Annotated in this window: 24 protein-coding genes, 1 tRNA gene, 1 other RNA gene and 5 pseudogenes; 13 read left to right on the top strand and 18 right to left on the bottom strand. The window is 40.9% G+C overall.

What is annotated here, in order from left to right:
• From ACFIMS_RS08870 to ACFIMS_RS08850, 5 genes are all read left to right on the top strand, one after another.
• Positions 1-232, top strand: a 232-nt coding sequence (locus ACFIMS_RS08870; protein ID WP_375696670.1) for a hypothetical protein, incomplete at its 5' end; no start/stop codon positions are given.
• Positions 233-496: 264 nt separating this feature from the next.
• Positions 497-667: a hypothetical protein gene (locus ACFIMS_RS08865; protein ID WP_375638470.1), complete on the top strand. Its 171-nt coding sequence runs from the start codon at positions 497-499 to the stop codon at positions 665-667.
• 69 nt (positions 668-736) lie between these two features.
• Complete coding sequence (locus tag ACFIMS_RS08860; RefSeq protein WP_375696669.1) at positions 737-1,501, top strand: lambda exonuclease family protein; 765 nt, start codon at positions 737-739, stop codon at positions 1,499-1,501.
• 225 nt (positions 1,502-1,726) lie between these two features.
• On the top strand, positions 1,727-1,954 hold the full coding sequence (locus ACFIMS_RS08855) for a hypothetical protein (RefSeq protein ID WP_375696668.1): 228 nt from the start codon (positions 1,727-1,729) through the stop codon (positions 1,952-1,954).
• 59 nt (positions 1,955-2,013) lie between these two features.
• Positions 2,014-2,265, top strand: coding sequence for a hypothetical protein (locus ACFIMS_RS08850; protein WP_375696667.1), 252 nt, complete (start codon positions 2,014-2,016; stop codon positions 2,263-2,265).
• Between the two features lie 724 nt (positions 2,266-2,989).
• Here ACFIMS_RS08850 and ACFIMS_RS08845 read toward each other — a convergent pair.
• The 5 genes and pseudogenes from ACFIMS_RS08845 to ACFIMS_RS08825 all read right to left on the bottom strand — a co-directional run.
• Positions 2,990-3,229: pseudogene (locus ACFIMS_RS08845) on the bottom strand (DnaJ domain-containing protein); the annotation flags it as partial.
• A 436-nt stretch (positions 3,230-3,665) separates the two neighbouring features.
• Entirely contained in the window at positions 3,666-3,971 is a 306-nt protein-coding gene (locus ACFIMS_RS08840; protein WP_375681363.1) for a hypothetical protein, read from the bottom strand.
• Positions 3,972-4,200: 229 nt separating this feature from the next.
• On the bottom strand, positions 4,201-4,734 hold the full coding sequence (locus tag ACFIMS_RS08835; protein WP_375696666.1) for a hypothetical protein: 534 nt from the start codon (positions 4,732-4,734) through the stop codon (positions 4,201-4,203).
• Positions 4,735-4,828: 94 nt separating this feature from the next.
• Positions 4,829-5,566, bottom strand: coding sequence for a hypothetical protein (locus ACFIMS_RS08830; RefSeq protein ID WP_375611651.1), 738 nt, complete (start codon positions 5,564-5,566; stop codon positions 4,829-4,831).
• A 1,858-nt stretch (positions 5,567-7,424) separates the two neighbouring features.
• Positions 7,425-7,499: transfer RNA gene (locus tag ACFIMS_RS08825), tRNA-Thr, on the bottom strand.
• Between the two features lie 172 nt (positions 7,500-7,671).
• Here ACFIMS_RS08825 and ACFIMS_RS08820 point away from each other — a divergent pair.
• The 5 genes and pseudogenes from ACFIMS_RS08820 to ACFIMS_RS08800 all read left to right on the top strand — a co-directional run bounded on the left by ACFIMS_RS08820 (position 7,672) and on the right by ACFIMS_RS08800 (position 11,311).
• Complete coding sequence (locus ACFIMS_RS08820; RefSeq protein WP_375607050.1) at positions 7,672-7,824, top strand: hypothetical protein; 153 nt, start codon at positions 7,672-7,674, stop codon at positions 7,822-7,824.
• Between the two features lie 176 nt (positions 7,825-8,000).
• Positions 8,001-9,381: pseudogene (murA, locus tag ACFIMS_RS08815) on the top strand (UDP-N-acetylglucosamine 1-carboxyvinyltransferase).
• A gap of 91 nt (positions 9,382-9,472) precedes the next feature.
• Positions 9,473-9,800 (top strand): annotated as a pseudogene (locus ACFIMS_RS08810) (UDP-N-acetylglucosamine 1-carboxyvinyltransferase); the annotation flags it as partial.
• A 351-nt stretch (positions 9,801-10,151) separates the two neighbouring features.
• Positions 10,152-10,489: pseudogene (locus tag ACFIMS_RS08805) on the top strand (UDP-N-acetylglucosamine 1-carboxyvinyltransferase); the annotation flags it as partial.
• Positions 10,490-10,918: 429 nt separating this feature from the next.
• Positions 10,919-11,311 (top strand): annotated as a pseudogene (locus tag ACFIMS_RS08800) (helix-turn-helix domain-containing protein).
• A 343-nt stretch (positions 11,312-11,654) separates the two neighbouring features.
• Here ACFIMS_RS08800 and ACFIMS_RS08795 read toward each other — a convergent pair.
• The 7 genes from ACFIMS_RS08795 to ssrS form a co-directional block, all read right to left on the bottom strand.
• Positions 11,655-12,476 (bottom strand): TIGR00282 family metallophosphoesterase, encoded by an 822-nt coding sequence (locus tag ACFIMS_RS08795; protein ID WP_375613599.1) that lies wholly within the window; start codon positions 12,474-12,476, stop codon positions 11,655-11,657.
• Positions 12,477-12,494: 18 nt separating this feature from the next.
• Positions 12,495-13,100, bottom strand: coding sequence for a 5-formyltetrahydrofolate cyclo-ligase (locus tag ACFIMS_RS08790; RefSeq protein ID WP_375611694.1), 606 nt, complete (start codon positions 13,098-13,100; stop codon positions 12,495-12,497).
• A 120-nt stretch (positions 13,101-13,220) separates the two neighbouring features.
• A complete protein-coding gene (locus ACFIMS_RS08785; RefSeq protein WP_375675213.1) occupies positions 13,221-13,394 on the bottom strand; it encodes a hypothetical protein in 174 nt (57 codons plus the stop codon).
• 33 nt (positions 13,395-13,427) lie between these two features.
• Positions 13,428-13,601 carry a hypothetical protein gene (locus ACFIMS_RS08780; protein WP_375675213.1) on the bottom strand — a complete coding sequence of 58 codons (174 nt, stop codon included), beginning with the start codon at positions 13,599-13,601 and terminating at the stop codon, positions 13,428-13,430.
• A gap of 33 nt (positions 13,602-13,634) precedes the next feature.
• Positions 13,635-13,808 carry a hypothetical protein gene (locus tag ACFIMS_RS08775; protein WP_375675213.1) on the bottom strand — a complete coding sequence of 58 codons (174 nt, stop codon included), beginning with the start codon at positions 13,806-13,808 and terminating at the stop codon, positions 13,635-13,637.
• A gap of 33 nt (positions 13,809-13,841) precedes the next feature.
• Positions 13,842-14,015: a hypothetical protein gene (locus ACFIMS_RS08770; protein ID WP_375675213.1), complete on the bottom strand. Its 174-nt coding sequence runs from the start codon at positions 14,013-14,015 to the stop codon at positions 13,842-13,844.
• A 257-nt stretch (positions 14,016-14,272) separates the two neighbouring features.
• Positions 14,273-14,433, bottom strand: a non-coding RNA gene (gene ssrS, locus ACFIMS_RS08765) — 6S RNA.
• 179 nt (positions 14,434-14,612) lie between these two features.
• Here ssrS and ACFIMS_RS08760 point away from each other — a divergent pair.
• Positions 14,613-14,765: a hypothetical protein gene (locus ACFIMS_RS08760; protein ID WP_375675211.1), complete on the top strand. Its 153-nt coding sequence runs from the start codon at positions 14,613-14,615 to the stop codon at positions 14,763-14,765.
• 769 nt (positions 14,766-15,534) lie between these two features.
• Here the strand turns inward: ACFIMS_RS08760 and ACFIMS_RS08755 are convergent.
• Positions 15,535-16,320, bottom strand: a complete 786-nt coding sequence (locus tag ACFIMS_RS08755; protein WP_375696665.1) for a tetratricopeptide repeat protein — start codon at positions 16,318-16,320, stop codon at positions 15,535-15,537.
• A 157-nt stretch (positions 16,321-16,477) separates the two neighbouring features.
• On the bottom strand, positions 16,478-16,603 hold the full coding sequence (ykgO, locus tag ACFIMS_RS08750; RefSeq protein WP_004863016.1) for a type B 50S ribosomal protein L36: 126 nt from the start codon (positions 16,601-16,603) through the stop codon (positions 16,478-16,480).
• 1,065 nt (positions 16,604-17,668) lie between these two features.
• On the opposite strand from ykgO, the gene ACFIMS_RS08745 reads away from it, so the two are divergent.
• A complete protein-coding gene (locus ACFIMS_RS08745) occupies positions 17,669-17,839 on the top strand; it encodes a hypothetical protein (protein ID WP_375696664.1) in 171 nt (56 codons plus the stop codon).
• A 148-nt stretch (positions 17,840-17,987) separates the two neighbouring features.
• On the opposite strand, the gene ACFIMS_RS08740 is transcribed toward ACFIMS_RS08745, so the two are convergent.
• Positions 17,988-18,161 (bottom strand): hypothetical protein, encoded by a 174-nt coding sequence (locus tag ACFIMS_RS08740; RefSeq protein ID WP_375621480.1) that lies wholly within the window; start codon positions 18,159-18,161, stop codon positions 17,988-17,990.
• Complete coding sequence (locus ACFIMS_RS08735) at positions 18,158-18,529, bottom strand: hypothetical protein (protein ID WP_375696663.1); 372 nt, start codon at positions 18,527-18,529, stop codon at positions 18,158-18,160. Before ACFIMS_RS08735 ends, ACFIMS_RS08740 begins: the two co-directional genes overlap by 4 nt.
• Before the next feature lie 942 nt (positions 18,530-19,471).
• Between ACFIMS_RS08735 and ACFIMS_RS08730 the strand changes: the two genes are divergently transcribed.
• Positions 19,472-19,597 (top strand): hypothetical protein, encoded by a 126-nt coding sequence (locus tag ACFIMS_RS08730; protein WP_375627706.1) that lies wholly within the window; start codon positions 19,472-19,474, stop codon positions 19,595-19,597.
• A gap of 197 nt (positions 19,598-19,794) precedes the next feature.
• Here the strand turns inward: ACFIMS_RS08730 and ACFIMS_RS08725 are convergent, their stop codons facing one another.
• Positions 19,795-21,015 (bottom strand): 5-(carboxyamino)imidazole ribonucleotide synthase, encoded by a 1,221-nt coding sequence (locus tag ACFIMS_RS08725; protein WP_375696662.1) that lies wholly within the window; start codon positions 21,013-21,015, stop codon positions 19,795-19,797.
• A gap of 1 nt (position 21,016) precedes the next feature.
• Positions 21,017-21,514 (bottom strand): 5-(carboxyamino)imidazole ribonucleotide mutase, encoded by a 498-nt coding sequence (purE, locus tag ACFIMS_RS08720; RefSeq protein WP_375610656.1) that lies wholly within the window; start codon positions 21,512-21,514, stop codon positions 21,017-21,019.
• Between the last annotated feature and the right edge of the window lie 61 nt (positions 21,515-21,575).

Below are 21,575 nucleotides of genomic sequence, written 5' to 3'. Positions count from 1 at the left end.
GTTCTTGGGGGAGACGACTTGGGGGGGGGGCTTAGCTGATATGGAAAAGGAGGGGATGAGAAACTTCTGGGGAGGAGGGATGTTGGGGGGAAGCTTGTTGGGGAAAATGTTGGTGGTTGGCTGGTTAAGAGGGAGGACGAGTGGGGGAGAGGAGAGCTTGAAGCGTATGCAAGGCATATGCTGGAGGGGAGATATGAGGTGTGGAAAAGGGGGGCAGCCGTACAAGCGTTGAGGAGATGTCAATCTTTAAAAAAAGTTCTGTGTAGGGGGAAGGAGTAGAGTGTTGGAGGAGGGGGGAAAGTAGAGGGCTTTGAGCACAGGGAGTGCAAAGAGCTTGGATATGAATGTGAAAGCATGTTGGGAAATGAGGGAAGGTGTTTGAGAGGGAAGAAGAGGAAGGCGCTATGGGAGCGCGGTTCTGACCGTTTTTGTATTGAGCCTTAGGGGGCAATGATGGGCGAGAGGTTTTTTTATCGGGGAGAAAATATCACGCGTTATGCTTTCGTCTAGGGAGGGCGCCGCTTGGGGGCTTAACCGATATGGAAAAGGAGGGGATGAGAAACTTGTGGGGAGGGGGATGTTGAGGGGGGCGTTTCCAACAGCTTTTGTGATTTCAGCAGCACAATATTTAAGGATGCTGTCATTCTTAGTGGGGAATGCATCTTAAAAGATATGAATGTTTCAAAGAGAATATGTTGCAAAAAAAAACACCTTAAAGATGAAGGGGAGAAATACTATGCCAATCATTATCGATTGTATTCAAGGAACAGAGGAATGGCAGCAAGCGCGTAATGGTTTGATTACGGCTTCGTTGTTTGAGATGGTTATGGCACGAACAAAACAAGGGCAAAAAACGTCACGCTATCAGAGTGTGATGATGAAATTGGCGGGAGAAAGAATTACAGGAAAAACTGTTGATGAAGGGGCAACACTTTCTATGCGACGTGGGACTGAATTAGAACCAAGCGCGCGACAGCTTTATGGGGAACTGACACATACAGAACCTGAATGTATTGGCTTTGTTTTGGCAGATGACCGCAGACAAGGATTTTCCCCCGATGCTTTTGTGGGAAAAAATGGCTTATTAGAAATTAAAACAAAAAAACCTGAAATTTTGATCCCTCATTTCATGCAAAAGAGCTTTCCAGCAGAACATAAAGCACAATGTCAAGGGGGATTATGGATTTCTCAACGCGAATGGGTGGATTTAATGCTCTATTGGCCGGATATGCCTCCTTTGATTAAACGGGCTTATCGTGATGAAGCATATATTTGCAAGCTTGAAAATGAAATTAGCCGTTTTAATGAGGCTTTGGAGAAGATGGTACAGCAAATTAAATCGGTTGAGACAGGTTTTCATATAAGAACAGAAATTGCTTTGAAGGAGGGAGAAAGCGGGGAGTTTGGAGCGCATGCAAGACGTATGCTGGAGGGCAAAACAAGAATGAGGCGGGCAAGAAAGGGATCTTGTGTAGCGTTGAGGAGAGGCAAAGTTCTATAAAAAGGAAAGAGCAGAGGGGGAAAAGAGCAAAGCATATGTTGGAAGAGGGTGCTAAATAAGGGGGCGCAAAGAGTGCAGGGAGCACAAAGAGCTTGGTCATGAATGTGAAAGCATGGTGGGAAAATGTGGGAAGAAAGGGTGCTTGGAGCGCATGCAAGGCGGCGCGGTATGCTGGAGGGCAAAACGAGAATGGGAGTAAGGCCAAGTGTTTAGAGATATGGTGGCATGATTTTGGGTGCTTTTGTGGTGAGTGTTGGGGGGGGGAGCCGCAATGAAAGGGCTGAGTTGCTTTTTCATTGTGGTGACAATGGTGTACGTTATGCTTTCGTTCTTGGGGGGAGAGAGCTTTGCGGGGGCTTGGGGGATTTTCTTAGCCGATATGGAAAAGGGGGAGATACGCGGCTTTGGGAAGAGAAATGTTGGAGCGGGATGAGGAGGAAATGGTGGGGATGAAGGGGGCAGGTCGTTATCCTGTGACTTGGAGTGACACGAAAGCATGCTAGAGAACAAAAATGAGGTTTAGGGGGAAGGGAAGCAGCAGTGCAGACAGGTTCCAACCTATAAAAAGGCACGTTCAAGGAGGAAAAGAGCTGGTTTTTGTGTTGGAGGAGGGTGCAAGCAAAGAGCGCAAAGAGTGCAGGGAGCGCAAAGAGCTTGGTCATGAATGTGAAAGGCATGGTGGGAAAATGTGGGAAGAAAGGGTGCTTGGAGCGCATGCAAGGCGGCGCGGTATGCTGGAAGGGAAAACGAGAATGGGGGAGTAAGGCCAAGTTGTTTAGAGATATGGTGGTGTGATTTTGGGTGCTTTTGTGGTGAGTACTGTGGGGGAGTGGCAATGATGGGCCAATTGCTTTTTTCATTGCTGTGACAATGGTGTACGTTATGCTTTCGTTCTTGGGGGGGAGAGAGCTTTGCGGGGGCTTGGGGGATTTTTTTTAGCCGATATGGAAAAGGATGTTAGGGGCATGAGAAAAAGTCTGTGTGGAGTCAAGTGGGCTTGTTGGGGAAAAGATTGGGGGCAGGTTGTGGAAAAAAATAGAGGGGTGGAGGAAACGGGAGAATAAGAAAAGAACGGATAGAGACATTATAATCTCTATGTTTTTCTACACTACCTTGTTATAGAAAATCAAAAATTACCACACCTTGTGAATTCACTGTGGGACTGATCTTAAAGCTCTTCAGATTTTACAAAAATAACTATCAATAGAATATGAAGGGAACGGCAATAACAGCTAAGGCGGTCATTATTGCAAATAAAAACGCTGGAATCTTTAACCTAAATCACCAAAGTATGTTAATCGGAAGAGACATTTATAGATCACTCTGTTTCATTAAGTTCCTCTAATCAAAATACCGAAATATAATAATGGTACCGCCAATATATATTACGAAAAATAGTATTAGAGCAATGACAAAGACAGCTATTTTTTTTAAAGGTGATATTAACACTAAACCTATATTATCTCGGCTTTTATTACTTTCAGAAGCCTTGTCATTATCTTTAAAAGTTTCATGATAGAACTGATTGTAAGCAGCTCTCTTTTGAGGATCTTTAAGAACTTCATAGGCTTCACAAATTTTTCTGAATTTTTGTTCTGCTTCGGTACTAGAATTATGATCAGGGTGGTATTGCAGAGCTAATTTACGAAAAGCAGATTTTATCTGTTTATCGTTGCATGCGTAGCTTACACCAAGAATTCCATAATAATCGTCTTCATTTACTATCATTAAATACAGCCACTTTGTGTATTGCTCTTATTTTATAAGATCGTTTAATTGATCTCTTTTGAATGTATCGACATGTGTTATTTTTATGTTAGAAATATGGTGAACATTGTATTGAGTGGCATGGCTGTACTTGGGGCTATTGTCTCTAAATGAGAGGAGGTACAGTTCAAAACGCTTAAAAATGCAGGGTGTTTTTAATATTTTAGAAATATTTTTTACAAAAATAGATTAAAAGAGAGACGATAAATCAAATGTAAAAGGGACGGCAATAATAGCCAAGGTTGTCATTATTGTAAATAAACAGGCAGGAACCTTAAATCTAAAACGCCAAAGTAAACTTATGGGAACAGACATTATCGTTGTTATTACGAATGCTACGATAAACCATTGCAGGAATAAGTTCATTATATTAATTTCATTATTAAAACGATTTTGATTAAGACGATTTTGTTTTAGTTCTTCCTCTCAAAACACAATCGATAATAGAAAAGCCATGATAAACAGGAAATTTTCCACCTGGACAAGCGCTAACAGAAAATTGTTCAAGCTCTAACCATTTTCTTTCGCGTTCTTTTTCCAATAGCTTCTTTTTTATTTTCTGTCTTATATATTCTTTTGAAATACAATTGATCGGAGAAGTACTTCCAACAAAAAGACCATCTGTTGTACATCCACTCGTTGTATGATGCGTAAATAAAACAGCGCTTATTACGATAGCGAAGAAAATAAAGTGTTTAAACATAAGGTATTTATTGTCGTTTGTTTCTGATGAGCTTTTATAAGTCATTTCTGTTGAATAAATCAATATGTGTTATTTTGTGTTGGTAAAATACAACAAATTGTATGATAACGTTACTGTACTTTGGCACTCTGTATCTAAAGATGGCGATAGATAGTTCAAAGTGCTTGAAAATAAAAGATATCCTTTGAGAAGCACTTTTCATAAAGTTATGGAATGAATAGATCAAAGTTTATGGTAATTTTGTATATTCTATGATAACTTTGTATAAGATCTCAATTTCATGATCAAGTTTCTCAAGTTCTTTCTTGTTTTTAACTATACGCTCTTGATATGTCTCTATGTGTTTCATAAGGTTTGAGAGATGTGTATGCTTATGAGAGTGTTTTGCTTCATTCACATGTCGCATTGCATCTATTTCTAATTCTATAAGGGTGCACAGAGTATTAAATACATGATGTCGTTTTTTGATTATATTCTGCCATTTTTTTATTATATTGACATGTTTTTCATAGAGCGGTTGCGATAACTGCTGCTTGTTTTCCAAAAAAAATGTTTTTTCTATCCAGAGAATTTGGTAGAATTTTTCTTCCCACCAGCGACTTCCATTAACAAGGAAAATGCGGAAGAATCTCTCTCTTTCTGTAATTTCTTTTGAAGAGAACACTTCATTCGAATGAGTATATCCCTTTGAAGAATAAAAAAGATGCGTTGTTAAAAGAGCGATAATTAAGACGCTTCTCAATAAAGACTGTTTAATTAACATTGTTTTTTATACCCTCTTTGTGCCTGATTATAGTCATTGTGAGGGGGGCTTAATGGTTCTTTAGAAGTATTTTGAAAGGCATTTTATGATCCGTTTAAAGATTTTTTAAATACTGCTTCCATTTTTCAAAAGTGCTATATCTTACGGGCGGTTTTACATTTTCTTTGGGCATCATGGCAAGGTATACCTCTCTAGCCATAACGCACATTGTTGCTGTGTTTCTAAAACGAGTGAGTTCATTGCCTATTATGAGCAGCTCTGTCTGGAGAGTTTGTTCTTTTCGACTAATGCCATTAGGGGAATCCAAAAATTTTTCTGCGTACGCAAACATTGGATCATCAAAGTTTGTTTCAAACTTTGCTTTGAGGAAAATATTTTCTATATAATCCCAATTTTTCCTGTATTTCATCCCGTTAGCTTTAAAATCCTTCAGTCTTGTTGGTAAGTCGTTAAAGGTAAGTGTGGGCATCGTTTTATCACCTTGCCATAAATCAAAAAAACGTCCACAAAAAACAAGCAATATGTGATAATGTTTAAAAATATTGAATTCTGGAGGATTACTGGGCAATGTTATTAAATGCCTCCAAAATTGACTTTTGTCATGGGGTATGTCTACAGTCCATTCCATATACGCTTTTAAATATTCTACCTCTTTTTTTGCTTTTTCTAATTTCTGAGAATATGCTAAAGGAGTGTAATTTTCATGGACATATTTTTGGTAAAGCCTATCGTATTCAGCAAGGTCGCTTACTTGAGTACAACCCAATAATATGAATACAGAAAAAAACGTTATAAATATTATGACGTACGTTCTGAATAATAATTTCATCATTTTAACTTTTAATGATTATCATGAATATTTAATTGATTTCTGTTAAATAAATCAATATGTGTTATTTTTGTGTTGAAAATATACGTAAAAACGTATTTAATAAAAATGGTTATAGTGATCATAATGTGTCTAAATAAAGGTGTGGTACTGGCTAAAACCCCGCATATGTGGGGTTTTAGCTTATTGGAGGAGATATGACAGCAGAAAATATGCAGAATATATAAGGGGATCTGTAGACAAAATGGTTGTCCTAGGGTGGGGAGAGTAGGCAATATCCAAAATACTCCAAATGAAATATACTTGTTGTTGTACATTCACGCACTTGTTTTAATAAAGATATCTCGCTCTAAGCTCATTTCACAGCCATTTTATGCCGGCGTTCATAAATTTCATACTGCCGCTTGTGAATAATATCGTGAGGGGTATAACGGTCAAGCCCCGTAAATTATAAACCCCAGAGGTTATAAAACCCTGTAGATTATAAACATTGCGCACCCTATCTTACTTTATGAAAAAGTAAGTTGGTACTATTGGGGGCCCGTTGCCAAAATTGCGGCATGGGCTGTAGCTCTTGAGACGATTCATAATCTCGTTTACTGGGAGGCTTCTTACGAAGAGATATGCTTTTCTTGGAAAGTTTCTCGCCATACGGATCTTTCTGTTTGTGAACTGTAAGCGAAGAGGAGTGATTGATTTCAATAGAATAGAGGGGGAGAGAATTTTTTGCTCTTCGGATTCTTATGCAAGAGGAATAACGCTATCTGTATCAATCAAAGTATTCGTATAAAAAAGATGCGTGTTGAAAGAGGGATGGCTTAGAGCACGTGGAAAACCATAGTGTATAAAATTGGTAATGAGGGATCTTCTTTGAAAAGGCAGGCTCTCAATTTTCTGCCATATGGGATGTCTAGTATATGGGGATGCCTGTCATATGAGATGTTTGTCATATGGGATGTTTGGCATATGGGAGCGTGGGGTGGCTTCTTGAAAGCTTCACTGTGGAGGGGTATCACTGTTTGTTTTTTTTCTTTTGGTAAGGGGTGGGGAGAATGGGAAAGGCGTTGAGAGGAGGTTCTGGAAATGGCTCTGTTAGATTTGTTGTAAATGACGAATAGGATCGATGAAGCTTATTCTAATTTTTACAGGGAATACTTGTGTTGCTTGAGGTGGATAGAGAGGCTAGAAAGATAAGATTATTCATTTTGGGGCGGATAAAGGTATCAATGGGATATGTTCAAACAATGAGTTTATAATAATTCATTATTGAGATTCAATTTGAATTTCAATGAGAGCCCGAAATAGTGTGAGATGTTCTTATTTCAACCCTTCTTATTCAGACGCTCTTATATTGAATCAAGTAAAATCGTTTGTTTGCATATTACAAACAGGGTGAGCTTGTGGGGAAAAATATTCAAGAAATAAAATATTGAAAAAATAAAAATGCCTATACCGTCTCAAGTGCTAAGAGCTGTTGCAATAGTGAGGCTTGGCAAAGAGAAGGATAGGGGGCAAATCTTACAGAAAGGAAAGAGGGGGAGGCAAGGAAAGGGGAGGGAGGCAAGGGGTGGGGGGATATTCTTTGGGGGGCGGTCAATTTCAAAAGCCGTTCGTAAGGCATTTTAGAGATTAAGCGTGGCATTGAGGCTCTTGATTTTGAAGCCATTGATTTTGAAGCTACTGATTTTGAGGCTACTGATTTTGAGGCTACTGATTTTGAGGCTACTGATTTTGAGGCTATTGAAACGCATGGTTTAAAGGATGGAGGATTTGATGAAGCCGATGAAGGTTGGGGGAAAAGATTTAGGCTTATAGGGAAGACTTATAAGGGCAAAAAGAGAGAGGCAAAAGAAGAATAAAATGGTGCTGCGAGAGAGGATTGAACTCTCGACCTCTCCCTTACCAAGGGAGTGCTCTACCACTGAGCTACCGCAGCCCTTTTCAATCTTTGCGCTGTCTTGTGCCATATTGTCAGAAAATAGGCAAGAGAACATTTGTATATTCTTGCAAGAAAACGTATCTTATGTCATGACATATGTTTCTTATATGCTTAAATATCTAAATGAGTTGCTTGGATAGAAGCTCAACACTGTTTAAAAGGTTGCGCAATGACACAAATGCATCAAAAACAAAAACAAAATGAAATTAATCATCAAGATGAAAAAGCAAAACGACGTCAAGAAAGATTGGCACAACAATTGCGTCAAAACCTGAAACGTCGAAAAGAGCAAAGCCGAAAAAGAGCACAACCAGAGCTCTAAAATGCAAAAAGCTCTAAAATGCAAAAAAATGTTTTTTAGTAAATTTTTGCAACCAAACTTCTCAATAATTTGTTCTCATAGTTAGAATGCGTTCTAAAACGATTAATAAAGCATAACTTCCCGAAGGGGGACAATCCTTTGGAAGGGCAGGCACAAAGGAAAAGAGGGAAAACACGATGGATTCTATTCAAATTGTTGGGGGAGAAAAACTTAAAGGAACAATTCCTATTTCTGGGGCAAAAAATGCTGCATTGCCTCTTATGATTGCGGCGCTTTTGACAGAAGAAACGCTCACTTTAGAAAATATTCCGCATCTGGCCGATGTTGAATTGCTTATTCGTATTCTCAATAATCATGGTGTTGGATATGCCGTTGATGGACAAGAGTTTAACGATGAATGTGTGAATTCAAGAACAATTCATTTTACGGCGCAAAAAATAGCCACAACACGGGCACCATACGAACTGGTGAAAAAAATGCGTGCAAGCTTTTGGGTTATCGGACCACTGCTTGCACGATGCGCAGAGGCTTATGTTTCGCTTCCTGGAGGATGCGCTATTGGAACAAGACCTGTCGATTTTATCCTTGAGGGACTTAAAACTTTAGGCGCACAGATTACTATCGAAAATGGATATGTTCATGCAAAAGCGCTAAAGGGGTTAAAAGGTACTCACTATCGGTTCCCTAAAGTCACTGTTGGTGGAACCCATGTGCTGCTGATGGCGGCGACAATGGCAAAGGGAACAACCACTCTTGAGAATGCGGCTTGTGAGCCAGAAGTGACAAACCTTATTCGAACCCTGAATGCTATGGGGGCTCAAATAACCGGTGAAGGAACAACAACGCTTACAATTGAAGGGGTTAAAAAACTCAACGGTGCTAGAGTACGCGTTATTGCTGATCGAATCGAAGCGGGAACATATGCAATGGCTGTTGCTATGACGGGAGGAGATGTCTTTCTTAAAAATGCAAATCCTAATCATCTCACAAAGGTGCTTAAGGTGCTCCAAAAAACAGGACTCGAGATTCAAATAGAACCTCAAGGAATTCATATTAAGCGAAATCCAAAGAACACCAAAATTATGCCCGTTGATATTAAAACAGGACCTTATCCTGCTTTTCCAACTGATCTCCAAGCGCAATTCATGGCGCTNGAACACCAAAATTATGCCCGTTGATATTAAAACAGGACCTTATCCTGCTTTTCCAACTGATCTCCAAGCGCAATTCATGGCGCTCATGACACGGGCTGAAGGAATCGCGCATATTACAGAGACGGTTTTCGAAAATCGTTTTATGCATGTTCAAGAACTCAATCGCTTAGGAGCACAGATAAAGCTTGATGGACAGACGGCAACTGTCTATGGAACAGAGAATTTGCAAGGGGCTCCTGTCATGGCGACGGATTTGCGTGCTTCTGTTTCTCTTGTGATTGCAGCATTGGCAGCAAAGGGAGAAACAATCGTCAATCGTGTTTATCATCTTGATCGTGGATTTGAGAGATTAGAAGAAAAATTGGCTCGTTGTGGCGCAAAAATCCAACGTATCACAGTGTAAAGCTTTCAAAGATATGCTCCAAAGAATGGCTTTGAGAGGTTGCTTGGGGGGTGGCTGTTGTGTGGGCGGCATGCTTTCATGACACGGGGTTGAGGGAAGCGCGCATATTACAGAGACGGTTTTCGAAGATCGTTTTATGCATGTTCAAGAACTCAATCGCTTGAGGGCGCAAATAAAGCTTGATGGGCGAGAGAGCAACGCATCTCATGGAACAGAGAATTTGCAAGGGGGGCCTCATCATGGCGACGGATTTGCGTGCTTGTTGTTTCTCTTGTGATTGCAGCCCTCTTACTCTTGTTACATTGGTAGCAAAGGGAGAAACAATCGTCAATCGTGTTTATCATCTTGATCGTGGATTTGAGAGATTAGAAGAAAAATTGGCTCGTTGTGGCGCAAAAATCCAACGTATCACAGTGTAAAGCTTTCAAAGATATGCTGAATGCTTTGCGCTGTGGTTGAGGGGGGCGATTGCTTGGGGGCGTTTTAACACAATGTTTGCTTGTTGGGAGGGGCTGGGCTTGGGGTGCTGGGCTTGGCTGGTGCATTTTTAATGGTTTACTCTCTTGCTTGTGGAATTTTGGAGCCGTACATTCTTGATGATTTTCTCAATAGTTCTTTCAAATCTCCATCTTTCAAGGGTATGGCTTTTGTGGCTGCTGTTTTCTTTTCGGAATGGTTTTTCTTTCGTGTAAAGTTTTGCTTCTCTCACTCTTGAGGAGGCTCGTGATTATTGTCTAAGTTTCGTTCATGGCGCTCATGACGCGGGGTGCATGACACGGGCTGAAGGAATCGCGCATATTACAGAGACGGTTTTCGAAAATCGTTTTATGCATGTTCAAGAACTCAATCGCTTGAGGGCGCAAATAAAGCTTGATGGGCGAGAGGGCAACCGTCTCGTGGAACAGAGCATTTGCAAGCGGCTCCTGTCATGGCGACGGATTTGCGCGCTTGTTGTTTCTCTTGTGATTGCAGCCCTCTTACTCTTGTTACATTGGTAGCAAAGGGAGAAACAATCGTCAATCGTGTTTATCATCTTGATCGTGGATTTGAGAGATTAGAAGAAAAATCGGCTCGTTGTGGCGCAAAAATCCAACGTATCACAGTGTAAATCTGTAAGATGTCTCTCAAAAATGGCTTTGGGAGGGGGTGATATGTTGTTAGGTGTGCTTTTGGGAGGCTTGATCTCAAAAATAAAGGGTTATTAGTCCTCTCAATAAACGTGGGTTTTATTTCATGGTTTTGGAGTTTTTACGAGCGGGCATAAAAGTTTGAGAGGCGGGGGTGGAGCTCATAAAATAAAGACTGTTTTTAAATTTTATTGCTAATTTCCTGAAATTGCTTTATACCTTAAAGGGTAACTTTGGTCGTCTACGCAGCGATCAGTAGGGTCTGAAAGCCCTAAAGTTCAGTACATAAGATTAGCCTACTTTTGTAGGTATCCCGGGATTCCGGGAGTTTTTGCCATGTCCAGGTGCGATGAGCACTAAAAGCAAAAAAAGCTGACTGAACTCAGTACTTTCAGACTCCCGGAATACTCATGCGAGGGCGCTCGCAACCGGCAGGGGAGCTTGAAGTGAAAGCTAAAAATCCACACTTTAACGATATTTCGATAGGCAGAAAAATTCGCTTTAAAAGAACAATGCTGGGAATGTCGCAAAAGAAATTAGGCAGTCAGTTAGGGGTGACTTTTCAACAAATCCAAAAATATGAAAAAGGCTCTAATCGTATAGGGGGCGGGGCGTTTACAGGAAATTGCTGATATTCTCAATGTTCCTATTGCCTTTTTTACGCTGATCTCTCAACAAAAGAAAATGCTTTGTATTACTGTGATGAAAGGATTTCAAGTAAAGAAGAGCATATCCTTTTGAAAAGTTTTAGAGAGCTCAAACCTAAAAAGCAAAAAGCAATTTTAAGATTAAATTTTCGTTAGAATCAAAAAAAAGATTAAAGAGGCTCTTGCTAAATAATAAATTATTATATAAAGCTTTTTCTAGAGAAGGGGGTTAGCATTTCTCCTCCCCCCCCCCCGCAGAAATGTCCAAATAAAACCTCCTTCTCATCGTTTTAAAAATCACGAAAAATTTTATCCTTTATCCTTTATTTTTTTTAAAAGAGTGACTTATTTGTGCTAGAAAAGTTGCTGTATTAGGTAAATTGGAGGGCGGGGTGTTTTTAGTAGGGATTTGGGAAGGGCTGGAAAAGTCGTCTTGCCAAATAGAGTTCTCAAAAGAAAATCTTGGAAAGAAACTATCAAAGAGGTGGCTTAAAAGAAGCTACCAAAAATCCGGAACTTCAGGCTTTAAATGAGGACCAATCCGTACCGCTGAGACCTTTTCTGCTAAACCGGTGCGATCTGAAATCTCAACCGCTAAACCACAAAGGGTGGCAGGACCACATGCCGGTTCAAAACGATCTTGCTTCGTCTTATAAAGAAAACGGTGTAAGGGTTCTTCTTTATCCATTCCAAGAGATGAATTATAATCTCCACACATGCCTGCATCTGTTAAATAGGCGCTCCCACCTTCTAAGATCTGCGCGTCAGCCGTGGGAATATGCGTATGGGTGCCAACGATAACACTCACACGACCATCAAGAAAATGGCCAAAACATTGCTTCTCGCTTGTCGTTTCTGCGTGAAAGTCAAAAATAATCGTATCGGCTTGCTCCATCAACGAACAGGCAAGCAGAATATTTTCCGCTGTTTCAAATGGATCTTCTACTTTACACGGCATAAAAACGTTGCCCAACAGATTGGCGACAAGAACACGGGCGCCATTTTTTGCCGTAAAAACACCAGAACCTTTTCCAGGAGTTTCTTTCGAAAAATTGGCAGGGCGTAAAAAACGATCACTCTCATGGGCATACTGCAATGCTTCTTTGTGAGAAAAAGCATGATTACCTGTGGTGACAACATCAACACCGGTTATCAAAAGATCTTGATACGTTTCTTGTGTGAGACCAAAACCACCAGAGGCATTTTCACCATTTACCACAACAAAATCAAGCTGCCATTTCTCAATCAGTTGAGGAAGGTGTTCAAAAACAGCTTTACAGCCTGTGCTACCAACAATGTCACCTAAAAATAAAAAACGCATAGGCGCTTTAATCACATTTTAACATTTTAAGAAACCTTTTTCTGTAAAAATTCCTTGTACCTGTAGATCATATTCTGTCGGAGGAATAGAGGAAACCTCCTGACATGAAAATCCTATGCCCCATAATATCATTTGATGCCCTTGTTTTTCAAGAGCTGCAACAGCACGGTCATAGTATCCTCCTCCATAGCCAAGACGGTGACATTGACGATCAAATGCAGAAAGCGGAACAATAATATTATTGGGGGCAACAACGTCATTGTCTGCACCCGGACCAAAGGTGCCAAAACGCATGGGCTCTAAAATTGTGCTGGGCAAAAATGCACGGAAAATCATGGTGGTGGAATCAAGAACTGCTGGTAAGGCTAAATGCCCACCGCGTAACGCTACAGCATCCAGTAAAGGACGCGGGTCAATTTCCGATTTAATGGGCCAATAGCCTGCTAAAATGAGGCGTGAAAAATCGGTTCCCTTCTTTTCAAGGTATTCAATAAAGTGGCAACAAGCACGCTGCGAAAAGAGTGCACGCTCTTCTGTTAAAAGAGCATCACGACGCGATAAACCGCTTTTGCGTTGCTGTGTGCGAAGGGATGAAGCAGATTCATAGAGGGGATTATTTGTCATTGTCTCGTCAATTGTTTTATAAGATGCTGGTATTTTATCCATTGTTGGCGTTTTGTAAATCTCTGTTAGGACAAGAGCTGTGCTCATGAAAAAAAAAGCATGAAAAAAAGTGTGTGCTCTTTAGGGGGTATTTTGGTGCGACAAGCCGCTTTTGCGTTGCTGTGTGCGAAGGGGTGAAGCAGATTCACAGAGGGGATTATTTGTCATTGTCTCGTCAATTGTTTTATAAGATGCTGGTATTTTATCCATTGTTGGCGTTTTGTAAATCTCTGTTAGGACAAGAGCTGTGCTCATGAAAAAAAAAGCATGAAAAAAAGTGTGTGCTCTTTAGGGGGTATTTTGGTGCGACAAGCCGCTTTTGCGTTGCTGTGTGCGAAGGGGTGAAGCAGATTCACAGAGGGGATTATTTGTCATTGTCTCGTCAATTGTTTTATAAGATGCTGGTATTTTATCCATTGTTGGCGTTTTGTAAATCTCTGTTAGGACAAGAGCTGTGCTCATGAAAAAAAAAGCATGAAAAAAAGTGTGTGCTCTTTAGGGGGTATTTTGGTGCGACAAGCCGCTTTTGCGTTGCTGTGTGCGAAGGGGTGAAGCAGATTCACAGAGGGGATTATTTGTCATTGTCTCGTCAATTGTTTTATAAGATGCTGGTATTTTATCCATTGTTGGCGTTTTGTAAATCTCTGTTAGGACAAGAGCTGTGCTCATGAAAAAAAAAGCATGAAAAAAAGTGTGTGCTCTTTAGGGGGTATTTTGGTGCGACAAGCCGCTTTTGCGTTGCTGTGTGCGAAGGGGTGAAGCAGATTCACAGAGGGGATTATTTGTCATTGTCTCGTCAATTGTTTTATAAGATGCTGGTATTTTATCCATTGTTGGCGTTTTGTAAATCTCTGTTAGGACAAGAGCTGTGCTCATGAAAAAAAAAGCATGAAAAAAAGTGTGTGCTCTTTAGGGGGTATCTTGGTGCAACAAGCCGCTTTTGCGTTGCTTGCGTGCGAAGGGGTGAAGCAGATTCACAGAGGGGATTATTTTGTCAGTGCTGTCTGTTTTATAAAATAAAGCTTATCGTAATTTTTATTTCTTGAAAAGAGAGTATCGTCATTGGTCTTATGTAAAAGGACGCTCTCAATTTTAGCTGGAAAAATTTGATGTAAAAAAGTTATATAAATAAAGGGTGATCCACAACAGCCGATGGAAAAAGCTGATCCCGGGAACCTATACAAATAGGTGGGCGCCATATGAAAAAGCCCACGGGCTTGATCAGGGACAGCTCCCTTGGAGATCATTAAGGTCTCAGGAATACGTTATTTCCTGTCGAGAAGCGCAGAACACCCTCCTTAATATAAAACAATTTCAGAGTTTCTGCTAGGGATAAAATAACCTCGCTCTCTTCTTTTTCATAAAGTATTTCAGGAGAGTTTTTATAACCTTGCTGGTGGTTGCTCGAAATGGCTGTATGATGGATGGCTTATTCAAAGTAAAAAAGCAAAAAATATGAGTGGGGGTGGGTGATTGAGTGACGTAGAACGGTTTATTGGCAATGGCTTGATTAGCTCTTTTGCGACAATGCTTGATTTTTATGTTTCGGGGGTAATGCTTGGAGGAGTTTTGAAAGGAATATTTCTTATTTCAAGTATGTTGGTTGAATTGGTGTTGCACCTTTGAAGTTTTTGCTTTGTGAAGCCATATTTCAGGGCTGTTTTATCAACTTTGAGGGGTGGAGGAGAGCCGATACGGTATGTGCTGCTATATGGTTGAAGCTCATAAATAAAAAACAGACGGTGATAGTTTATTAGAGGCGCTAAGCGATGTTTTAAGCTTTTTTCAAAAAGTATTTTTTGAGGATCGTGTTTACAATTTTTTTTTATCCATGATGGAAGGTGTGAAAAGAAGAAACGGCTGAAGAGGACTTAGGCGTGAAGCCCGTATGCTTGCTATGAGAAGAAATTCTGTAAGGGGCATATTGGCAGTGTTTGGAAGATGCCTTCAATACAAAAAAGGTCCAAATTCAAAAAAAGGCACTGTGAATTGTGTGGGGGGGTGATGGTGTGGTTATAAGCAGGGGCAGTTTATTGAGTGGAATGTGAAGCCGGCTTGCGTCTTATCTAGGTTTGAAAGGATGCCGTAAAGCGCGTCTCGTTCTTGAATGGTTTTAAAGAGCTTGGGGTGATTGTTCGTCTAACAGAGCTTGCACGCGCTTTTGAATCCTGCGCATTTGTGGAGTGTAATCCAATGCTGTTTCATCAATCTTAAGAGCCAAGTTTTGAACGCTCTGTTGCTTCCATGGTAATGGCTAAGTTTCAAAAAAAGACACTGTCAATTGGGGGGGGGGGTGGTTATAAGCAGGGGCAGTTTATTGAGTGGAATGTGAAGCCGGCTTGCGTCTTATCTAGGTTTGAAAGGATGCCGTAAAGTGTCTTGTTCTTGAATGGTTTTAAAGAGCTTGGGGTGATTGTTCGTCTAACAGAGCTTGCACGCGCTTTTGAATCCTGCGCATTTGTGGATAGTAATCCAATGCTGTTTCATAAGCTTTAAGAGCAAGTTTTGGACGCTCCGTTGCTTCCATGACAACGCCAAGTTCAAAAAAAGCACTATAATTGCGCGGCTCAAGTTCAAGAGCATGGTTGAGATCAAGCAGGGCAAGTTTGAAATCGTCCAGTTGAATGTGAATCCAAGCGCGTCTTATCCAAGCTTCAGAATGAGTAGGTAAAAGTGCAAGAGCATTGTCAATATAATCAAGCGCAAGTCCATAATCGTCGCTGTTGAGTGCATTTTCGGCCCATGACATTAAAAGATCAATCGTCTCACTCCCCGATTGGGACCATAAATGTTGAAGTTGTTGACTGATCTTTTTCGCTTTAGCAACATCAGCACAATATTTCAACTCTTTGAGTAAACGTGAAATTTCTGCTTCTTTGCGCTGCTTAACTCTGTCAACATGGGAAAGCTGCTCTTTGTCAAGATCTTCAAGAATAACCGCCGAGGAATCAGAATCGGAGGGCGTTGAGGAAGGGGGAGGAGAATTGGGAATAAGATCATCTAACGGTAAAAGCGATTGTGGAGAAGGTCGATCTTCAGGAAGAGAAGGAGGATTTTGCCCATAGCTCGAGGGAACAAAACAAAAAACGCCAACAAAAAAAAGAAAAAACGCGCGCTGAAAAATACAGAAAAAACGCAGCTGAAAAAATCGAAAGGCTTTTAAAAAAATAGAAGAATCCATAAAAACAAGCCCCCAAAAGATAAATCACCAAATATTATCAAATACTAGACTTGTAATCAACGGACTTATAACCAAAAAAACGCAAGAAAATTTTTTTAAGCCTACAATTAAAGTAGGCATAAAAACATTGATCCTAAAGAAATTAGTCCTAAAAGAATTAGCCCTGACGTGCTCTAAAACGTGGGTTCGTTTTATTAAGAATATAAACACGACCCTTACGACGCACCAAACGATTGTTACGGTGGCGCTCTTTTAGTGCTTTAAGCGAATTTTTAATTTTCATCATATTCACCGTTTAAATAGTTTACGTAACACAATACTATAATACAATATTAAAACACGAAAATACAATATTACAACCCCAATAGACTGCTTACTCTATGAGCCTTGCATTGCGATATCGTACTTGCATGATAACATCACACGATACACTTTTTCACTGTGATCACAAAAAGAAAAGCGCACTCTTAAGGTACGCATTAACCACTTCATTAGCACAACGATAAGTGAAAATTGCAAAAAAGTAGGAGAGATTTAACAAGAAGTCTTATTCTTGTCAAGGGTATATCCCTTACAAATTCCTTAGGGTGTGTTAAGGGTTGGCCTTGAAGGTAAAAATTTTCTCGTAAAAAAAGGACACAAAAAAGCACAAAGAGTGGAAAAAAGTAAAAGCCTTGTCAGCTTTAAACAAATAAGCTCTGTTAGGGAGTGTTGCAAGAACAGGAGCGCTGTTGAGCCGTTGGATTGTTGAAGTGGTGTGGTTTTTGTCGTTAAGGGCAAAGGGGGACTTCTTAAAACGCAAGAGGCTTGTTTGTTGCGGGCTCGTGAAGCCCTGTCAGGTGCGTGCGTCGGCTGAAATGCTTGAAGTGGGGGGAAGAGGGGACGCCGTTGGATTGTTGAAGTGGTGTGGGTTTTTGTCGTTAAGGGCAAGGTGTGGCTTCTTAAAACGTAAGGGGCTTGTTTGTGGGGGCTCGTGAAGCCCTATCAGGTGCATGCGCCGGCTGAAATGCTTGAAGTGGGGAGAAGAGGGGACGCCGTTGGATTGTTGAAGTGGTGTGGGTTTTTGTCGTTAAGGGCAAGGTGTGGCTTCTTAAAACGTAAGGGGCTTGTTTGTGGGGGCTCGTGAAGCCCTATCAGGTGCATGCGCCGGCTGAAATGCTTGAAGTGGGGAGAAGAGGGGACGCCGTTGGATTGTTGAAGTGGTGTGGGTTTTTGTCGTTAAGGGCAAGGTGTGGCTTCTTAAAACGTAAGGGGCTTGTTTGTGGGGGCTCGTGAAGCCCTGTCAGGTGCGTGCGTCGGCTGAAATGCTTGAAGTGGGGGGAAGAGGGGACGCCGTTGGATTGTTGAAGTGGTGTGGGTTTTTGTCGTTAAGGGCAAAGGGGGACTTCTTAAAACGCAAGAGGCTTGTTTGTGGGGGCTCGTGAAGCCCTGTCAGGTGCGTGCGCCGGCTGAAATGCTTGAAGTGGGGGAAGAGGGGGAGCCGTTGGAATTGTTTCTTGTATTGGCTATACGCACATAATATCATGCCTATAGTTTCAAACGTCCCCTTATGAAAAATCTCATACCCTCAATATGGGTCATCAATAACTGGTAATCACATTAAATACGTCTAGAAATATGAAAATAAGGATTATGGTATTTTAATACCACGTTTTTCACGACTTTTTTTATTTATTAATTTCTTTATTACATTTTTGAATTGCTAAGTTTAGTCCTGTAAGCGCTTTACGGTACAGTTTTCGATATTTAATGGTAGAATAAACAAGCCAAACGGATAATGTTATTATTGCACAACCGACAATGATCCCTAGAATGCGCCCTAATATTATAGCTTCAATCATTTTTCTCTCCTTATTATATTTTGATTAGCAACCGCTTCGTCTAGTTGTTTCATTACTTTTTTCAGTTTCTTCTTTACTATGATCCGTAGCACCAAAGAGATTGGTATCGAACCGTACAGAATTAATGCGCATATCAGCCCGATTGCAGTTGCTACATTCATCTGAGGTTTATCCGCACTGCCTAATATTGAGAGGAAAATGTATAAACAGATGCTTATAAAAATTATGAATATAAACTCTCTCAGTGAAACAACACCAGCCTTTAATGTTTCCTTAACTTCTTTTTGGATATCGAGGACTAAGTCCCATTGAGAAGATGTATCATTTTGTTCTTTTGGTGATGCATTTGATAGGTTTGGTTTTGTCATGTTGATATTCGTTTGTTTCTTGAGGGTTTTGTCTTTTGATAAAGCGAATAACTCAGTTTCTCAGACTATGTTTATGAAATGAAAAAAGATTTCTGTAGTTGTTAAAATGATAATACGAATGACTTGCTACGTCTGTAGCGCATCTTCCCTTTATTATTATGAGGCATGTACAATTTTTCGTGCCGCTGTATAAAAGATTCGTTTTGTGAGTACAATTATGTTTTATCACTAAACTATAGGAGAAGAGGCATTTAATATGAAGTGTTCATATTGGCTAGAATTTACTTAAGAGAAGCTTGATTGTTGACAGATCGGCACAGGAATCTTCGTCCTTGAGCGCGGTTAGGCGCGCAAATTTGAATAATGTAACTTTATAGGGGAAAGAACGAAGGCGATAGACATAACGGAGGTCACAAATATTACAAATGTTAAAGTGAGTGATATTTTAAGCGGTTGGTGTTTTAGCGTGTAAGCTAAATTTACGGTTTTCTTTCAGTGTGGAGTGTATGTACATCTGCTCTTTTAAGCCTTATCGCGAAATGAAATAAGGAGAGACGCTTCAAGCCCTAGAAAATACGACACAGGTAATATCGCCTTATGAGGGGAGAGAGGATATTGCTATGATGGATAAGCTTAGTACTGTAATTATATCTTTGACATGAAACTCAAGGGGTGGTGCGGAGCGGCGCTTGGCACTTTTGTGAAAGAATGAACACAAGAAGGGAGACTAGAGGCAATGAGAACGCATTGTTAGAATGCTCTCTATAGGCCGCAAGAGGTAAGTTTATCCTCTAAAGGTTGGAATTAAAAGGCTTAAAGATTGGCATTAAAAGAAAAATGAAGGGGCTGCGTATGTTATAGGGGAATATTTATGCTGTGGAAGGTATCCGTTGAGGGGAAGTTGGGGGCTGGTGGATTGTTTTTAGCCGTGGGGGGATATTTTTGAGAAAAGGAAGGGGAGAAGAGCTAGGGGGTGGAGTTGAAGGGTTGGGAGCGCTTGTTGTACTGCTTGGATATCGGTGTGTGGGGGAGAGGTTGTTTTTGAGGGCGGATGAGATGTTCGTGTAGGATGAAGCGGTTTGGAGGGGGAAGAGGTGATGTTTTTAAGAGAGAAGGAGCTTGTAGGAGGGCTTCACGCCCTTTCAGGGGAGAATTAAAAGGTTAGGGGCGCTTTTGAAGCCGATGGATATCGGTGTGGGGGGAGAGGTTGTTTTTTCAGTTCATTTGGGGGAAAAGTGTGAAAAAGTATTTGTATATATGTGGGCTTAAGATTTGTTGGCTGGTCCCAGTAATTGGATGATATGCCCCATTTTGCGGTTGGGGTGAACAGTGCTTTTGCCATATAAATGGATCGAGGTGCGCTCTTGCTTCAGAAAATATTTTAACGTGCTAAAATTGTTACCAAGAAGATTGGTCATTTGGCAATCGCTATGGCGATAGGGACTGCCTAAGGGAAGTCCGCAAATAGCACGGATATGCTGTTCAAATTGTGAAGTTATGCATGCCTTTTGTGTCCAATGACCAGAATTATGGACACGCGGTGCTAATTCATTCACTAAAAGATGACCATTCGTTAAGACAAAAAGTTCAATACAAAGAACACCAACATAATCGAGGGCATCCATGACTGTTACACTGATTTCTTGAGCTGCTTTTTGCACGTCAAGTGGAATATGTGATGGAACAAAGGACTTATGAAGAATACCATTTTTGTGTTGATTTTCAGGGCAGTCATAAAAAATATGTTCTCCTTGTTTTGTACGTGCCGAAAGAACCGAAATTTCCGATAAAAAAGGGACTATTTCTTCTAAAATACAAGGCTGTTCCTGAAAAGTCCTTAAGGCTTCGTCAAGGGTTTGTTCATCTGGGTGATCAAGCTTGATCTGGTTTTTTCCGTCATAACCAAAACGACGCGTCTTTAAAAGACCACGTCCGCCTAAGGTATCAAGAGCGGAAAGAAGAGAAGAAGAATTGTCAACAGCGTGCCATAACGCGGTGCCAATCCCTTGATCACGCAAAAATTGCTTCTCAAAAAGTCGATCTTGCGTGATCTCTAATGCTTTGGAAGAAGGATAAACAGGCTTACTCTTTTCTACATATTGAACCGTTTGAAGCGAAAGATTTTCAAATTCATAGCTGACAACATCACACTGAGAAATAAAATGATCTAAAGCTGATATATCGTCATAGGAGGAAACAATATGGTTGTTTGCTGTTTGAGCGGCTGGGCAATCGGCTTCAGGGCAAAAAATAACGGTTCGAAATCCTAATTCTGCGGCCGCTATGGCGAGCATCCGCGCTAATTGTCCCCCCCCGATTAAACCAATGACGCTGCCTGGAGGTAACATGGTGAAGGGAGTGGTGTTGGACGAGGTGGTGTTGGCTAAGGTGGTGTTGGAGGGAGTGGTGTTGGACGAGGTGGTGTTGGCTGAGGAGGTGTTGGACGAGGTGGTGTTGGCTGAGGAGGTGTTGGAAAACGGTGCCATTTTAAACCTCCGTTACAGGCGTTTGGGCGACATTGGCTGTTTGTTGTTGACGCCAATCTTCTAATCGTTGGGCGAGATCATGGTCATAAACGGCCATAACGGCTGCGGCTAAAAGTGCTGCATTAATTGCACCTGCTTTGCCAATTGCTAATGTGCCGACGGGTATCCCTGCTGGCATTTGTACGATTGAAAGCAAAGAATCTTGACCAGAAAGAGAGTGAGAATGCACTGGAACGCCAAAAACAGGAAGAGGAGTAAGGGCTGCTAACATACCTGGAAGATGCGCTGCCCCCCCCGCACCGGCAATTAAAACTTTAAACCCTGCTTCTTTTGCTTCTTTGGCAAATTGATAAAGGCGTTCAGGAGTTCGGTGTGCTGAGACAATATGCGAACTATGAGAAATACCAAGATTCGTCAAAATATCTGCACTATGGCACATCGTTTGCCAATCCGATTGGCTCCCCATTAAAATCGCCACATCACATGATTTTTTCATCATTCTCTATCCTTTTCAAAGGTTCAATGCGATTCTTTATCATTATTTTTTTAAAGTTTTATAT

The sequence above is a fragment of the Bartonella sp. AP331QHHD genome (genome assembly GCF_042195905.1).
Taxonomy (GTDB): Bacteria; Pseudomonadota; Alphaproteobacteria; order Rhizobiales; family Rhizobiaceae; genus Bartonella.
The sequence above is the reverse complement of the archived record's forward strand: the minus strand, read 5'-3'. Positions and strand labels throughout refer to the sequence as shown.

What these genes read in the sequence shown, in the direction of transcription:
- ACFIMS_RS08865 (WP_375638470.1), top strand. Translation starts at nt 497, where the DNA reads ATGCTTTCGTCTAGGGAGGGCGCCGCTTGGGGGCTTAACCGATATGGA.
- ACFIMS_RS08860 (WP_375696669.1), top strand. Translation starts at nt 737, where the DNA reads ATGCCAATCATTATCGATTGTATTCAAGGAACAGAGGAATGGCAGCAA.
- ACFIMS_RS08855 (WP_375696668.1), top strand. Translation starts at nt 1,727, where the DNA reads ATGATTTTGGGTGCTTTTGTGGTGAGTGTTGGGGGGGGGAGCCGCAAT.
- ACFIMS_RS08850 (WP_375696667.1), top strand. Translation starts at nt 2,014, where the DNA reads ATGAGGTTTAGGGGGAAGGGAAGCAGCAGTGCAGACAGGTTCCAACCT.
- ACFIMS_RS08840 (WP_375681363.1), bottom strand. Translation starts at nt 3,971, where the DNA reads ATGTTTAAACACTTTATTTTCTTCGCTATCGTAATAAGCGCTGTTTTA.
- ACFIMS_RS08835 (WP_375696666.1), bottom strand. Translation starts at nt 4,734, where the DNA reads ATGTTAATTAAACAGTCTTTATTGAGAAGCGTCTTAATTATCGCTCTT.
- ACFIMS_RS08830 (WP_375611651.1), bottom strand. Translation starts at nt 5,566, where the DNA reads ATGATGAAATTATTATTCAGAACGTACGTCATAATATTTATAACGTTT.
- ACFIMS_RS08820 (WP_375607050.1), top strand. Translation starts at nt 7,672, where the DNA reads ATGACACAAATGCATCAAAAACAAAAACAAAATGAAATTAATCATCAA.
- ACFIMS_RS08795 (WP_375613599.1), bottom strand. Translation starts at nt 12,476, where the DNA reads ATGCGTTTTTTATTTTTAGGTGACATTGTTGGTAGCACAGGCTGTAAA.
- ACFIMS_RS08790 (WP_375611694.1), bottom strand. Translation starts at nt 13,100, where the DNA reads ATGACAAATAATCCCCTCTATGAATCTGCTTCATCCCTTCGCACACAG.
- ACFIMS_RS08785 (WP_375675213.1), bottom strand. Translation starts at nt 13,394, where the DNA reads ATGAGCACAGCTCTTGTCCTAACAGAGATTTACAAAACGCCAACAATG.
- ACFIMS_RS08780 (WP_375675213.1), bottom strand. Translation starts at nt 13,601, where the DNA reads ATGAGCACAGCTCTTGTCCTAACAGAGATTTACAAAACGCCAACAATG.
- ACFIMS_RS08775 (WP_375675213.1), bottom strand. Translation starts at nt 13,808, where the DNA reads ATGAGCACAGCTCTTGTCCTAACAGAGATTTACAAAACGCCAACAATG.
- ACFIMS_RS08770 (WP_375675213.1), bottom strand. Translation starts at nt 14,015, where the DNA reads ATGAGCACAGCTCTTGTCCTAACAGAGATTTACAAAACGCCAACAATG.
- ACFIMS_RS08755 (WP_375696665.1), bottom strand. Translation starts at nt 16,320, where the DNA reads ATGGATTCTTCTATTTTTTTAAAAGCCTTTCGATTTTTTCAGCTGCGT.
- ykgO (WP_004863016.1), bottom strand. Translation starts at nt 16,603, where the DNA reads ATGAAAATTAAAAATTCGCTTAAAGCACTAAAAGAGCGCCACCGTAAC.
- ACFIMS_RS08740 (WP_375621480.1), bottom strand. Translation starts at nt 18,161, where the DNA reads ATGATTGAAGCTATAATATTAGGGCGCATTCTAGGGATCATTGTCGGT.
- ACFIMS_RS08735 (WP_375696663.1), bottom strand. Translation starts at nt 18,529, where the DNA reads ATGACAAAACCAAACCTATCAAATGCATCACCAAAAGAACAAAATGAT.
- ACFIMS_RS08725 (WP_375696662.1), bottom strand. Translation starts at nt 21,015, where the DNA reads ATGGCACCGTTTTCCAACACCTCCTCAGCCAACACCACCTCGTCCAAC.
- purE (WP_375610656.1), bottom strand. Translation starts at nt 21,514, where the DNA reads ATGATGAAAAAATCATGTGATGTGGCGATTTTAATGGGGAGCCAATCG.